The 15,717-nt window shown below is 44.0% G+C and carries 9 protein-coding genes; 6 read left to right on the top strand and 3 right to left on the bottom strand.

Going from position 1 to position 15,717, the window contains the following annotated elements; all coding sequences use genetic code 11:
- Positions 1–45 precede the first annotated feature (45 nt).
- Complete coding sequence (locus AE2B122_RS17015) at positions 46–1,710, bottom strand: sigma-54-dependent transcriptional regulator (protein ID WP_175074835.1); 1,665 nt, start codon at positions 1,708–1,710, stop codon at positions 46–48.
- A gap of 229 nt (positions 1,711–1,939) precedes the next feature.
- Here AE2B122_RS17015 and dapA point away from each other — a divergent pair, with 229 nt between their 5' ends.
- From dapA to AE2B122_RS17045, 6 genes are all read left to right on the top strand, one after another.
- Positions 1,940–2,827 (top strand): 4-hydroxy-tetrahydrodipicolinate synthase, encoded by an 888-nt coding sequence (gene dapA, locus AE2B122_RS17020; protein ID WP_175074836.1) that lies wholly within the window; start codon positions 1,940–1,942, stop codon positions 2,825–2,827.
- Positions 2,828–2,845: 18 nt separating this feature from the next.
- The gene (locus tag AE2B122_RS17025) at positions 2,846–4,012 is read left to right on the top strand and encodes an iron-containing alcohol dehydrogenase (protein WP_175074837.1); all 1,167 of its coding nucleotides are present in this window, start codon (positions 2,846–2,848) and stop codon (positions 4,010–4,012) included.
- A 14-nt stretch (positions 4,013–4,026) separates the two neighbouring features.
- Positions 4,027–5,319, top strand: coding sequence for a four-carbon acid sugar kinase family protein (locus AE2B122_RS17030; RefSeq protein WP_175074838.1), 1,293 nt, complete (start codon positions 4,027–4,029; stop codon positions 5,317–5,319).
- Entirely contained in the window at positions 5,297–6,289 is a 993-nt protein-coding gene (gene pdxA, locus AE2B122_RS17035; RefSeq protein WP_175074839.1) for a 4-hydroxythreonine-4-phosphate dehydrogenase PdxA, read from the top strand. The genes AE2B122_RS17030 and pdxA overlap by 23 nt, the downstream gene beginning before the upstream one ends.
- 430 nt (positions 6,290–6,719) lie before the next feature.
- Positions 6,720–8,084, top strand: coding sequence for an Nramp family divalent metal transporter (locus AE2B122_RS17040; protein WP_175074840.1), 1,365 nt, complete (start codon positions 6,720–6,722; stop codon positions 8,082–8,084).
- Positions 8,085–8,627: 543 nt separating this feature from the next.
- On the top strand, positions 8,628–12,950 hold the full coding sequence (locus AE2B122_RS17045; RefSeq protein ID WP_175074841.1) for a S8 family serine peptidase: 4,323 nt from the start codon (positions 8,628–8,630) through the stop codon (positions 12,948–12,950).
- 263 nt (positions 12,951–13,213) lie between these two features.
- Here the strand turns inward: AE2B122_RS17045 and AE2B122_RS17050 are convergent, their stop codons facing one another.
- Positions 13,214–13,759 (bottom strand): DUF4334 domain-containing protein, encoded by a 546-nt coding sequence (locus AE2B122_RS17050; protein ID WP_175074842.1) that lies wholly within the window; start codon positions 13,757–13,759, stop codon positions 13,214–13,216.
- Positions 13,760–13,938: 179 nt separating this feature from the next.
- Positions 13,939–15,327 (bottom strand): NAD-dependent succinate-semialdehyde dehydrogenase, encoded by a 1,389-nt coding sequence (locus tag AE2B122_RS17055; protein WP_175074843.1) that lies wholly within the window; start codon positions 15,325–15,327, stop codon positions 13,939–13,941.
- Between the last annotated feature and the right edge of the window lie 390 nt (positions 15,328–15,717).

Below are 15,717 nucleotides of genomic sequence, written 5' to 3' on the forward strand. Positions count from 1 at the left end.
AGGTTTTAAGCAATGGGAATTTAGTTATGTCCCAGCCTCATTGTTTTATTGGATTTCTTTTAATTTACGCCATAGGGTAGTGCGGTTAATTCCTAATCTTTCTGCTGTTTTAGAGTTATTCTTCTTTTCTTCCAGCCATACTGCTTGGATGATTTGCGTTTCAATATCGGCTAATGATCCAGTAATGTCGATTACTGTCTTACTCTGATCCTGAAGTTCGTCGATAATATTTGCAATGGTAGTATCCTGGATATAAGCTGTCTCTTCCTTTCGTACAGCTTTGTTGATGATTCTGCTTAGCTCGATAATATTTGATTCAAATGGATTTGATTCAAGAAGCTGTATCGCATCTTCACTGATGCCTGCGATTTGCATGCCATATTCACTATTAAAACTTGAGATAAATAAGCGAATCAGATTTGGAATATCTTCTTTGCGCTCCCGTAGCGGCGGAAGATGGAGCGTCTTGAATTTTGTTGGAATCCGATCTGATGTCTTATTGTTCATGGCAAGGATAATACGAAATGGAATCTTCACTTTTAGCTGCTTTTCTACCCATTCCTTTGTTGTTTCCTCTATTTTATCGGCATTCACTATATAAAGTGTACCGCCATCCTCCAGCACTATTGCCAGATAGGGAAGTAATGCGATTGGGAATGCTGCTCCGTCTATCCGGAGAAAAGCAGCAGTATCGCTAGTATGAATATATCTAGCCAAGCTTTCTTTTCCTGTGCCATTTTCACCAATGATGACAAGAGGAGTAAGTTGTTCACGTAATGCTTCAGCCTGTTCAATGGCCAGCTGTACTTCTTCATGGTTGGAGCTTAAATAAACAGAGGCATTGGGATCGGCCACTAAAGAGATGGACGGCAGCGATTTAGACGGTGCCTCCTGTTCCAGTAATTCAATGACAACTTGCTGAGAGCCCAATTGATGCGCATTTAATCGGTAGAATCTGTTTTTGTATACCACTTCAACTAAAATTTGTTCAAATTGAAAAACAGCCGCAGCTATTCTTCTTATGAAAGACGATGGAAGCGGTATGGGCGGAGTTGAGAGTGAGCGAAGCTGCAAATACTTATCTGCTATGATCGTATGCTGATTCAAATCTTGGAGGATTTTTGCATACGTATCTCTCTCTTGTTTTATTTTCTCCACTGTACGGTATGTTTCTTCTGCCTGGCGAAAGGCACTTAAGACACTTTCTTTTCCAGAAGTCAATAAAAGGCCGTGCATGCCTATTTTTTCTGCTAATTGTACTGTGATTACATCTCCGATAACAAAGGTATAATTCTCTTCTTTCAATAATCGCAGCTGATTTTCAATATGATGCTCATCATCTATGGCATAAATATCAAGATTCACATCGATCAGCTGACTGACACTCGATACAGCATTTGCTATAGCTGGGAACCCGACAAAGGCGACTCTGTTATCTGTATCTTTGATCAGAGTGATAATGCGAAGCAGGTCAAAACCGGACACCTCTATATTTATGACCGGGATTGTAACATGTTGTTTTATCCGTTCAGCAGTACCGCCTCGGCTAATGATGATATCAGTACCTTGCTTCTCAGCTTCTATTGCAATTTTTACCCCTTGCTGTAAATCACCTTGCACTATGTCAATGTTGCCAAGTTCTTTTTGGTTGGCAACGTCTTGAATTAATTCTCCTAAGCCAGCATAAGGAGCAATGGCTGTAATCTTCATTTCTTTCACCTCAAGTGTAATTAAACGCCTTACTTGTACGTTACCACATTCATGGAGAATCTAAAAACCTTTTCTAATCCATTATAGCCTTTAATAAAGTTATTTCGTTTCATTATGAAACAATATAACGCTTGTTTTTTTAAATAGAAAGTAAATTATTATATTTAGTTGATTTTTGAAACAGATTGAAGTATGATTTATGAAAGCGCGTACAATGGAGGGGAAGAAAATGAATCTGACAGGAATTTGGCCAGCAATGGTTACACCTTTTACAGAGAATCAACGTATTAACGAAGATGCTATACAGAAATTAACGAATTATCTTATAGAAGCTGGCGTTCATGGATTGTTTGCCTTAGGTACAAATGGCGAATTTCATATGCTGGACCGAGATGAAAAGCTTGCGGTTGCCAAGGAGATCATCCAAACAGCTAATGGAAGAGTACCGGTAATGGTTGGAACAGGAGGTAATTCCACAAAGGAAGTAATAGAACTATCCCGAGATATGGAAGCATTGGGAGCTGATGCGCTTTCCATTATCACACCATACTTTGTGGCTCCTGACCAAACGGATCTTGCAGTTCACTACGAAACGATTGCCAGTGCAGTTACTATCCCTGTCATGCTGTACAATATCCCATCCAAAACAGGGATGTCGATAGAGGCAGAGACGGTTGCCAGACTTGCAAAGCATCCGAACATTCTTGGTATCAAAGACAGCAGCGGAAACTTCGATAACATCCAAGCTTATATAGAAGCTACTAAAAATGAAGAATTTGCAGTGTTTGCTGGAACAGATTCGCTAATCCTTCAAACATTGCGTGCTGGAGGACAAGGAGCTGTTGCGGCTACTGCGAATGTTCTCCCGGATAAAGTGTTAGCTATTTATGAAGGGTTCCAGAATAAAGATGAACAGCAAGCAGAAGAAGCGCAGTCCAGTTTGCAGTCTTTACGGGAGACATTTGTACTTGGGGCTATTCCAAGCTCCCTAAAAAAGGCAGTAGAGTTAGCCGGAATTCCGGCAGGACCGCCACGACTTCCAGTCACCGAAGCAAAAGGAGAAGTACTGCAAAAGATCGAGAACATGATGCAAGGATACAACCTACACACTCGTTAACAAAAAGGGGAGAGCGAATTGACTATTTATAAATTCCAAACAGCAGAACATATCGTTGCAGGTCGTGAAGTAGTAGATAACATTAGTGAACATTTAACATTGCTAAATCTGCCAATTAAGCATGCGTTATTAATCACACAGCCGGCTTTGGTTGCGGCAGGTGCCGCGGAAAAGGTAGAGAAGGCATTAGAAGCTGTGGGTATAACTGTGGATCTGACAACTGATGTAGAACCAGAACCTACACTTGAAAATATAGAAAGAGTCTTTTCTGAAACTGTCGGCGTAAAGGATTATGATGTACTAATCGGGCTTGGCGGAGGAAGTATTCTAGATACAACAAAACTGCTATCTGTTTTAAAAACAAATGATACTGCCTTGGAGAACCTACTGGGAACTGACCTTGTGGAAAAGGCAGGGTTACCAATTATTTTAATTCCAACTACTTCAGGAACTGGAGCGGAAGTGACGCCGAATGCAATTGTCACATTGCCTGAACAGGAGCTGAAGATCGGTGTTGTAAGCAGATATTTGCTTCCGAATCTTGTATTGATTGATCCAACATTGACAACTGGACTGCCAAAACCAATCACAGCTGCAACTGGGATGGATGCATTCACACATGCGCTGGAATCTTATATTTCCAATAAGGCTAATCCGATAAGTGATATGTTTGCGCTGGAATCTATTCGGTTGATTACAGCTAATATTGTTACTGCCTACCAGAATGGTGCTGATTTGGATGCTAGAGAGAAAATGCTTATTGGCTCCATGTATGGCGGTATGGCATTAACAGCAGCAGGTACGGCGGCAGTTCATGCAATGGCCTATCCATTAGGAGGCAAATACAAAATTGCGCATGGTGTGGCAAACTCGATGCTACTTCCGCATGTGACGCAGTTCAATATGGATGCTATGGTAGATCGTTTAGCATCTGTAGCTGGACCTATGGGTATTGATACAAAGAATCTATCCAGTGAAGAAGCAGCTCAGGCAGTAGTTGATAAAATTAAGGAACTGACAACTGTTTTGGAAATACCTCAGGATTTAAGGGAATATGGCGTGGAAGAAGAGAGCATTGAATCAATGGCAGTTGCTGCTCTAGAAGTGAAGCGATTGATAGATAATAATCCAAAAACGTTGGATAAAGAAGATGTAAAGTCTATTTATCGCAAGCTGTTAGTCTGAGAGCGGTAAGAGCGATGAAAAAGATAGCGATTATTGCGGACGACCTGACAGGTGCAAGTGATTGTGGAGCAATGCTGCTTCCATATGCTGTAGAGGTAGATGTTCTTTTGGATGGGAAGATTAAAGAGATAGACAGCAACCAAGCGGTCGTAATCAATACGGACAGTCGATCACTTCCGGCATCAGCAGCTTACAGCAAGCTTGCTGAAGCTGCTGAAGGGGTTGCATTGACAGCGCCGGACATTATATATAAAAAAATTGATTCCACGATGAGAGGGAATGTAGGGCAGGAGCTGGATGCCCTATATGATGTATTGAAGCCGGATGTTATCCTTTTGGCTCCTGGCCTTCCGTCACAAGGAAGGGTAGTGAAAGATGGCATTCATTATCTGCATGGTATCCCTCTGGCGGAAACGGAAGCTGCCAAGGATCCAAAAACACCAGTAAAACATTCAGATATCAAGCAGTTGGTTTCTTCTCAAAGCAAGCATCAAATCCACCATCTAACTGTAGAACAGATTAGATCTGGCTATAAAAAGAGAGTCGAACAGCTGTTAACAGCTGTTTCAGCGGGAGCTAAGATTATTACAGCTGATTCAGAGGGTGATGACGATTTGCGTTTGCTTAGTGAAGCTGCTGTAGCTACCAAATTGAATGTCATCTATGCGGGGTCAGCAGGATTGATGGAATATCTTCCAACTGCACATGGCTTGGAGCAAAAGGTGATTTCTCCATCTCTCGAATTTGTGGAGGAAACTGTGTTATTGGTAGTAGGCAGTGTAAGTCCAGTTGGACGCAAGCAGCTAAATTGGTTAATGGAATCGGATCATAGCGTTCACTTTTTGGAAGTCGATCCGATTATGCTGCTCCAAGACAATTTTGAGGATACAAGTGAGTGGAAGATAGTAATGGAAGAGGCGCAAAATGCACATGCGGCAGGAAAACATATTGTGCTGTTTTCTTCTTCCGAGAAGCCGGGCGCATCCAATGAGGAAGAAGCTATTCAAAATAGCAATAAGATTGCACATAACTTAGGAGCAGTGGCTGCGGCAATGGTTAATGGGATGAAAATCTCGAGACTATTCCTTACTGGCGGGGATACAGCTATTCGTGTTATGGAAGCACTCCGAGCAGATTCTTTTCATATCTTGGGCCAAGTTGAGGCTGGAGTTCCAATTGGGCAGCTTAATGGAACAGAGATAATCGCTGTCACGAAAGCTGGAAGTTTTGGGTCACAGGAAGTTATGGGGAACGCATTGGAATTGCTTAAAGGAGTAGATAAAGTTGAAGCCAATTATCGGAATTAGTATGGGTGACGCCGCTGGAATCGGCCCGGAGATTATCGTGAAAGCATTGCAGCACAAAGAGGTTTATGAGCAAGGAAATCCCTTTGTAATCGGAGATCTCAGCATGTTAAGGAGAGCGGCAGAAGTCGTTGGTTCAGATCTGGAATTTCATACCGTCGAAACTGTTGAAGCATGCCGATTTGAGCATGGCGTAATCGATGTGATGGATCTGCGGCTGCTTCCGGAAGATCTGGAACAGGGCGTTGTCTCCAAAGAAGCCGGAAATGCAGCATTTCATTATTTAAGTAAGGCAATTGAGCTTGGCAAGGAAGGGCAGTTAGCAGCTATATGTACTGCTCCTTTAAATAAAGAAGCACTTCATTTGGGCGGGCATAGATATCCTGGCCATACCGAAATTCTTGCAGAACTGACCGGAACCAAGGACTATTCTATGATGCTTTCCTCGCCCAAGCTTCGCGTTATTCATTTAACAACACATATTGGTTTGTTGGATGCAATATCCGCTATTAACCCAGAGCGGACATACACCGTTATAAAATTGGCGTATGAGACGCTGACAAAAGCAGGGTACGATAATCCGCGTATTGCAGTGTGCGGTATCAACCCGCATGCGGGGGAAAACGGTTTGTTTGGAAATGGGGAAGAAGAGGATAAGCTGACACCTGCCATTGCGAAAGCGCAGCAGGAAGGAATCGATGTTAGCGGCCCGCACCCGGCAGATACTCTATTCTTCCGCGCGGTCAGAGGAGACTTTGATATCGTAGTTGCCTGTTATCATGATCAAGGACATGTTCCCATTAAAGTACTAGGGTTAGAGGAAGGGGTTAACATAACAGTTGGTCTAAAAGGCGGACTGGTGAGAACCTCAGTCGATCATGGAACAGCATTTGATATTGCTGGAAAGAATATTGCGGATGAACGAAGCATGCTCGCAGCTTTGAAAGCGGCCGCAGATTTAGCACCGAAATAATTTGCTGCTTGATGAATAGGGGAAGTCAAGCTAGTGGGCCATGGATATTCAGATCAGATGTGAATGAAAAACGATAGGAATTTTCGAAACTGGAAAGATAGGCTAGGAAGCTACCAAACGGGCAAAGAGATTCACCATGGTAATCCTAGCCTAGGCTCTTTTCCAGATAAGCAATTTGGAGTACGGTGTTCTATACGTCGTGCTTCGAGATGTATGAAGGGCTATTGACTATATACATGTATCTTCCGCTACTTCCTGACACAAAGCATCCATTTACGAAAAAGGAATTAGTGATGATGGGGAGTCTACGTTTCTTTTGAATGTCTTGTATGGTGGTGTGGTTTCAGAACAAGCACATATTACGATGCACCTTAGATGATTAATAGCTTGTCATTTTATGTAAGCGTTATCAAGATAGGGGGTTAAGTCAATGAGTAAGAGCTTGAAGCATTTGAATAATGGGGAAGCACCTGTCAGGGAGAAGAACGAAGCACCATCTGCATTACCTAAAACGTTTATGGAATACATGCGGAGTATAGGACCTGGACTTGTACTGGCGATGACTTTCCTTGGTACTGGAGATTTGGTCAGTTCTACAGTTTCGGGTGCGAACTATGGGTATGCACTTCTATGGACATTGGTCGTCGCGCTGGCAGCTCGTTATTTCATGGTTTCAGCAGTAGCGAAGTATAAATTGCAGAACCGTCATGGAGATACCTCTATTCTGCAAGGGTTTCAGCGAGTGTGGCGTGGGTTTCCTTTGTTGCTTGGTGTTGCAATTTTATTCCTTGGCATAGTCATTCAGATGAGTTTCCTTCGAGCATGTGCTGTTGCTCTTTATAATCTGTTTGGGGGATTTGGTGGTGAGACATGGGGTGTATTCCTCTTCAGTTTGGTAGTTGTCGGGCTTACGTTTCTATTATTGATCAATCCAAATCAATATAAGGTATTGGAAATGCTGGCTCGTTTTGCTTCTGTGGCAATCATTGCATCGTTCGTTTTTGCCCTCTTCCGAATCGGTTCGTTCGATATCATCGGTTTCCTGAAGGGACTAACATTTGATATGCCGCCAAATCAAGGACCATTCAATGCTATATTCATAGCAGTTGCTACTATAGGAGCGATTGGCGGATCAGCTGTAAATCTGCTGTATCCTTATTTCATGGAGGATAAAGGCTGGGACAAACCGAAATACCGGAAGATACAGCAATTGGACTTAATGACGGGAATGCTGCCGCTCTTGGTGATCAATGTGCTTTTCTGGGTAGTGGCAGCGGAGGTATTCTATGGAACTGGTATACCAGTCAGCAATGAAAATGATTTAGCGCTTATGATGGAATTGGCTGTTGGTCCAGCTGGTCCGACGATGCTTTGGATCTGCCTGTTCCTAGCTGCTTTCACAAGTTTTCCAGCTCAAGCTCGGGGCTTTACGATGCTGATGCTTAATGGCTTTCATTTATCTGCAAAAAAGAAGTATAAGAAAACAGATGAAGATCCCAAGTTCCGCTACCTATCCATTGGCCTATTCCTACTGCTTCCTATTCTTATATCGATTCCTGGAGCGCCGGACTTGGTGCTGCTGAATGTATTCGGCACGAGTGTCATCACAGCTTTGATCCTGCCGCCGATTGTCGTTGGATTGGTATTAATGACAAGCAGACGGAAATATATGGTGGATAGTTACAAAAATAGATGGTGGGAGACAGGAATCCTAGTAATTATAGCTGTTATCGGAATCTGGTCGACGGTGGAAATCATACGTAATTTTGTCGACCAGATAAGTAAATTCATATAGAAAAGAATCCGGTATTTACCGGATTCTTTTTTTATATGTCATAAGTCTTGTGGAAGCTATGAATAGGAGGGTGAAAAGTCCTTTTAATAGAGACCATAGCTGGTCGAGTACAAAAAACAACAAAATGGATATTTCTATGTATATATTTCCCATATTATGCAAGTCCATGTGCTCAGTTAAGGGGAAAAGCTCTAACAGATGTGATTAAAGGTGCTTAGTTTCACAGCTTCGGTATAAAAAAGCTACATGAATGTGAATTGCATGAGCTAGTTTTAAATCTTTTGACCTGAGTATAACGTTTTGATTGCTCGTTTAATCAATGATTAATCGTAAAATTGACAGAAAATTATTACTATTATCCCGCAGGAAAAGCCTCTACCTATGCAAATGCTCCTCATTTCTCCCGATGCTCTTCCCGTAACCGACATAATCTCGTAATCTATCTATAACATCTGAGCGATATTACATAATCTGTCATTTTGATGGGCGGAGGTGGATAAGGTTAGCGGGCAGGACCATATCAGGAAAAAGGAGAATGAGAAGATGCAGAAACGTATGGCAAAATGGCTCAGTATTCTGGCGGTCGGTGTTTTTCTCTTGTCATTGCTTTCTCCTACAGCTTCACGAGCACAGTCTTCTGAGCGAACTTCTGTAAAAGCGAGTGAGGGTGTAGCAGCGAAAGTGGACAAAGATGTTACGTCGCAGTTCAAAGCCGATGAGCAGGTGACGTATCTAGTTAAGTTAAAGGAACAAGCGGATACGAAGAAGGCTGCAGAGATTGCTGTCGAAAAGGCGAAGAAGCAGTCTGCGAGTTTGTCTGCTAAGGAAGAGAAGCGTATCCAAAACTCTGCTGTTGTCAGCGATTTGCGGGTAACGGCAGATGCAACTCAAGCGAATTTGCTTGACTACTTGAAGCAGGCAAAGGACAAGGGCGTTGTTAAGGAGTATGACTCTTACTATATCGTCAATGCATTGAAGGTCACCAGCTCCAAAGAGGTAATGGAGGAGATTGCTGCTTCTGAGGAAGTAGAGAAAGTCCTACCTAACAGAGAGCGTAAAATTCTCGAGCCAGCAAAGGCAGAAGAAAAGAAAGTCGCTGCTTTGGCTGAGGAAGTAGAAGCATGGGGTGTAGAAAGGGTTGGAGCACCTGCGGTATGGCAGGAAACCGGCTTGGATGGGACTGGTGTCGTCATCGGCGGATTGGATACTGGTGTGCAGTATGACCATCCTGCGTTACTTGAAAAATACCGCGGCTATAATCCAACTGATCCAGATAATGTTTCCCATGAATTCAATTGGTATGATGCAGTCGGCGGGGAAGCAGTACCGTATGATGACTTAGATCACGGTACACATACAATCGGTACAGCTGTCGGTGCTGAACCTGATGGCTCTCAGGATATTGGGGTTGCACCAGGTGCAAAATGGATTGCGGTAAAAGCTTTCCATCCTGATACCGGACAGGGCCAAACAACGGATGCTATCCTGCTTGATGCGGCAGAATGGATGCTTGCACCAAAGGATGAAGAAGGCAACCCTCATCCAGAGCAGGCGCCGGACATCGTCAATAACTCTTGGGGCGGCGGACCGGGCCTAGATGAATGGTACCGTGAAGTTGTCCAAACTTGGCGGAATGCCGGTATCGTACCAGTGTTCTCTGCTGGTAATGACGGAGATGGAGACGCGACAGTATCAGCACCTTCCAACTATCCAGAGTCGATTTCTGTAGCAGCAACGGATAACCAAGATGGATTGGCCAGCTTCTCATCTCGCGGTCCTTCTCCATATGATGGAGAAATTAAGCCAGATATTGCGGCTCCTGGAGTGAACGTCTATTCTGCGGTAAGCGGCAGTGATTACAGTGCAGCATTCAGTGGCACATCGATGGCCGCACCACATATAAGCGGTGTTATCGCCTTGCTTCTGCAGGCAGATAGCTCACTGACAGTCGATGAGATCGAGACGATATTGTATGATACGGCTGATCGTCAAACGAGCAGCGATTATCCGGATGAAATCAATGAAGGGTTCGGTCATGGTATTGTGAATGCTTATTTAGCAGTATCCACGATCGCAACTGGTGTCGGCGAAATCAATGGTAACGTCTATCAGGATGGCGAGGACGAAGAACCTGCTGTGATTACACATGAAGCAGTGTCAGAAGTGTATCAAGGTGTTGCTACTCCGCTCACAGCAGAAGTGACGGATAACATAAGCGCAGACACAGTAACACTTCAGTACAAAAAAGATGAGGGAGAATGGCAATCTGTTGAGGCGGCGCTTGTGGAAGGAAATGCAGCAAGCGGTACGTATCAAGCAGTGCTGCCAGCTGAAGCGACAACAGGTGATACACTAGCATATAAATTTGTCGTGACAGACTTTGGCGGCAATACAACAGAGACGGATGTGTACAACGTGGAGCTTATTGCTCCATTGACAGTTGGTTATAGCCAGGACTTCGAAGAGGAGCCATCAGGCTGGACGTCATTTGGCGATCAGAACTCTTGGGAATGGGGTGCTCCAGCGGCGGGTCCTGAAGCAGCAGCTTCTGGTGAAAATGTATACGGCACAGGTGCTTATCCAAACAATGCCGATGCAACTTTGCTAGCGCCGCCGGTAGCAGTACCAGAGAATGGAGAAGCGTATTTGCAGTTCCAGACATGGTTCGACTTGGAAAGCCGTTATGATTATGGCAATGTGGTCGTATCGACGGACAAGGAGAACTGGGAGCAGGTAGGTACGTACAATGGCGCGAATAGTGCTTGGTCTGCTGAACAAATCGATTTGGGTGATTATGCCGGACAAACTGTTTACGTAGGTTTCCATCTGGAGACGGACGGCAGCATCAGTAAACAAGGCTGGTATATCGATGATGTAGCTATTTCGGATTCTTCTAACACTTCTGCCTCCATTATGAAAGGTACAAAGAAGGTGAAGGAGGACGCCAAGCAGTCGAAGGATAGTGCAAAGAGCAAGAAGAAGGTAAATGCGAAGAAGCTTGCTCCAACACCGATCCAAAACGTACAAGGTCCAACACTGCCGGATGGACAAGCAGATCCATCTGACATCAGCCCAACTGCATTGCCGGTTGATGCAACAGTGACAGTACAGGAAACAGGCCGGAGCGTACAGACAGACCCAGCAGACGGTAGTTACCGTTTATTGCAGGCAGCAGGTGATATAACATTGGAGGCTTCCGCTTACGGATTCCACTCCAGCACAGCACCAGTTACCGTGACAGAGGGATCTGCCGTTACACAGAATTTCACGCTGAATCCTATTGCGGAAGGAACAGTTTCGGGCACTGTAACGAATGCGCAAACAGGTGAACCGATAGCTGGCGCTAACGTATATGTAGTCGAGGATGCAGCCATCCAGCCTGTACAAACCGATGAGAGCGGGGCGTATACGCTGACTGCTTATGAAGGGACGTACACGCTTAAAGTCACGGCACCATCCTTTAAAGGAACAGAATTCGAAGTAACAGTGAATGCGGATGAATCGACAGAACAAAATGCCGAGCTTGAGCCATTTATCGGATTCGCTGGAGAAATCGGCTATGACGATGGGACTGGTGAGAATGCACATGCCTTCTACGATGCCGGAAATGGCTGGGCAGTGAAATTCACGCTGGCGGAAGGCCAATCTTCTGCACAAGTGACAGGCGGCTTATTCCGTTTCTGGGATGAAAGTTTCCCGACTCCTGGCGGCACGAACTTTGCAGTCGAAATCTACGACGATTCCGGTGAAAACGGCGCACCAGGTAAGAAGCTCGCCGGACCAATCACTGGGGAAGCACTCCGGAATGGAGAATGGACTCAGGTTGATTTGGCGGGAGAAGGTGTTGTAGTAGATTCTGATTTCTATATTCTTTATGTCCAAACAGATCCGAATCCGAATACACCTGCATTGGCAACGGATGAAGACGGAGAATTCTCCGGACGCAGCTGGCAGAATGTAGGGGGAGAATGGAGTCCTGTTCCTGAAGAAGACGGCAACTATATGATTCGTGCACTTGTTGACTATGAGGCACAGGCACCAGTCATCACTTCGCCTGCTCCAGACACAGTCACGAAAGAAGACAGTGTGACTGTGGAAGGAACAGCTGCAGCTGGTGGGACAGTAGAAATCAGTAACAACGGTGAGGTTGTTGCATCTGTTGAAGCATCAGATGAAGGTTCTTTTGCAGCGGATGTAGAGCTGACAGAAGGAGAAAACAGTCTGACGGCTGTGACGAAGCTGGAAAACGGCAGCACAGAACCATCTGAAGCTGTGACAGTCATTCGGGATAAAGCGAAGCCGGTATTAACGATTACAGCACCGGAAGATGGCAGCAAGACAAATAAGGAGACGGTGACTGTTACAGGAACAGCATCTGATGATTATCTGAACAAGCTGACAATCAACGGGGCCAAAACAGATGTGAAAGAAGATGGAACGTTCTCCAAGCGTATTCTATTGGATGAAGGTGTGAATGAGATTAAAGTAGTCGCAACAGACCAAGCAGGAAATAAAGCAAAACAGGTTATTGAGTTGGAAGCCGACTACACGGCTCCTGAGCTGGAGAATGTAAAACCGGATCAGGATGCAGAAGTGCAGCCTGGAGAAACGGTTGTGATCTCCTTTGAATCAGAACCTGGTTTAGAGGATGCAACCTTCTACTTGAAAGCACCGCTGACGAATTTCCGGACAACATCCCAAGCAACAGAGCTGCCGATGCGGGAAACAGAAGATGGTCTGTATGTAGGTTACTGGACAGCAACGTCATCTGCGAAGCTTGATGGAGCAGATGTTGTTGTGAAAGCAACAGATGCATTCGGGAATACAGCTGAAGCAACTGCGGCTGGAAAGGTATTTGTAGAATAACGAAGAAGAGGCTGGGACAAAAACCAGTTTAAAAAAATGAAAGATGGGGCTTCTCCGGATTATCGGAGAAGTCCCATCTTTTTATGGTTAATTTTTAATTATCTTATCCGCAACGTAAGGGGATCCGATAGATTTGAAAAGGAATTACCTGAATACGACATTACTTTTTCTGCTTCCGGACGAAAAATGGAGAATTGCTTCAAGAAAGTATATGGAATGATGGACTGGCGATAGCAATACTTTTAGAAATAGATTTACTACGCTTATACTTTTCTTAATATAAAGAAAAAGGATTCATCTGGGAATTGTTCTTTAATGTCCATAATTCCTAAAAGAGTGTTTTCGTCAATTTTTCTAAACACATCTATTATGCCTTTATTATCGTAGATCATTGCTGAAGTAACTTTCCCTCTGTGATTTACTTTTCGTAATCTTGCTGCACTCTTATTTGTTTTTAAGATAGGTCGCAGTATTGTCATAGATGATGAGAGGATTTTCTTGGGTATGTGTTGCAAACGTTGCATAAGAAGATTTAAAGGAAGAAGATTTGGACTAATTGTATAGAGAACCTCATTATTTTTTTTGAAAACTAAAGGATGGACGTGTTCTTCATCGATAAATTCTTTTCCATACCAACCTGATGCTGTTAAAAGTCCCTCCAATGGATGCCCAGTTACGATTTCATCGCCTTTCCACATCCCTATCATTTCTTCCGGTTCAACAATATCTAGCTGGTCATAAAAAGCAAAGGCCTCTGATTGTGATGCACCATTACGTAATATCACGTTTAGAAAATCGATATTCTCCATCTGTTCAACTCCTAAATATAAAGATTTTTTATAAAGTAACATCGCCTAGCATAAGAGTATCATAGGACTTATCCGTATCCTATTGTGCTGGAACTTCATCGATATACACCTGCGGCAACTGTAGCTGAAAGGTATTTGTAAGTAAAGAAGAAAGGACCCGTCAGTGACGGGTCCTTCTCTTATATGCCGATCGAGATATATTTTGTTTCCAGGTAAGGCTCAATTCCTTCGATTCCGCCTTCGCGGCCGACGCCGCTTTCCTTCATACCGCCAAATGGAGCTTGTACGGCAGATGGACCGCCGTCGTTCCAGCCGACAATACCATATTTCAGATTTTCGGCAATATACAGACCGCGGCGATAGTTTTCTGTGAAGAAGTAAGCTGCTAAGCCAAATGGCGTGTCATTGGCTAAACGGATTGCCTCATCGATTTCAGTATAAGTTGTAATCGGAGCGACTGGTCCAAATGTTTCTTCATGCATGATGTCCATGTCATCCGTTACTTGATCAAGAACAGTTGGGTTGACGAAGAAGTAGCCTTTATCGGCATCCGCATTATATGTGCCGCCAGCGAGAACTTTAGCACCTTTGGACTTTGCATCATCAATTTGAGCTACGATTTTATCAAAGCCTTTCTTATTGATGACAGGACCGATTGCTACGCCTTCTTCCGTACCTGGACCAACCTTCATTTCGGATACTGCTTTCGTGAATGCTGCTGTAAATTCATCTTTAATGGATTCATGGACGAGCAATCTGTTGGCACAGACACATGTTTGTCCCGCGTTCCGGAATTTTGATGCTAGAGCATGCTTCACAGCGCGGTCGATATCTGCGTATTCATCGACAATAAGCGGAGCATGTCCGCCAAGCTCCATGGAGACATGCTTCACACTATCAGCGCTCTGTTTCATGAGCAGCTTTCCGACAGGGGTAGAGCCGGTAAAGGAAATTTTTCTAATATGAGGGTGCTCAGTGAAAATCTTACCAACTGTTTCACCATCAGCGTTTACATATTGAATGACGTCCTCTGGAATTCCGACTTCATGCGCCAGTTCGACCAGACGAATGGCTGTCAGTGGTGTATCTGGTGCTGGTTTGATAATGAATGTACAGCCTGCAGCTAGTGCGGGAGCTGCCTTTCTTGTAATCATTGCAGCTGGAAAGTTCCAAGGCGTGATCGCTGCTACTGGACCGACAGCTTCACGAGTTACCAACATACGCTTATCGGTGGTGGAAGCAGGGATAGTACGGCCGTATACACGTTTTGCTTCTTCTGCAAACCATTCGATATAGCCGGCAGCATATAATACTTCGCCTTCTGATTCTTTAAGCGGCTTGCCGTTTTCCGCTGTCATTAAGGCAGCAAGTTCTGCTTTGTTTTCAATCATCTTATCATGCCAAGCACGGAGAAGCTTACTGCGCTCGGTTGCAGAAGTTCTGGACCAGGAATGGAAGGCTTGATGGATTTTTTCTATTTTATCGTTTATTGCTTCTTCTGAATCAATTGCTACTTTTTCGATTAATTCTCCGGTGGCTGGATTCGTTACATCGAATGTCTCTGTCATGTCGAATGCCCCTTTTCTTGTTTATTTCATAGGAAAAGCATAACAAGTATTTTTTCTATCAGATAAAATAACGCTCATAATTTTTTGCGTTCATGTTTATATTCCTGTTTTGAGAGGAAAATTTGCAAGGAAAACAGAGGTTATTAAATAGCTGTAAACGTTGATATAACAGTGCTTTTACCAAGTAGAAGAGGGGGCTGTCTGCGAGTTAATTATCTGAATTAAAAGAAATTATGAAAGTGGGTTTACAAAGCCTTGCATTCCTGTATATAATAACTCTTGTCAGTTTCGAGTTACGAAAAACGCAACGATGAAAAACAGACATCCTGGCCCGTTGGTCAAGCGGTTAAGACACCGCCCTTTCACGGCGGTATCACGGGTTCGAATCCC

This window comes from Terribacillus sp. AE2B 122, assembly GCF_902497585.1.
Taxonomy (GTDB): domain Bacteria; phylum Bacillota; class Bacilli; order Bacillales; family Amphibacillaceae; genus Terribacillus; species Terribacillus saccharophilus_A.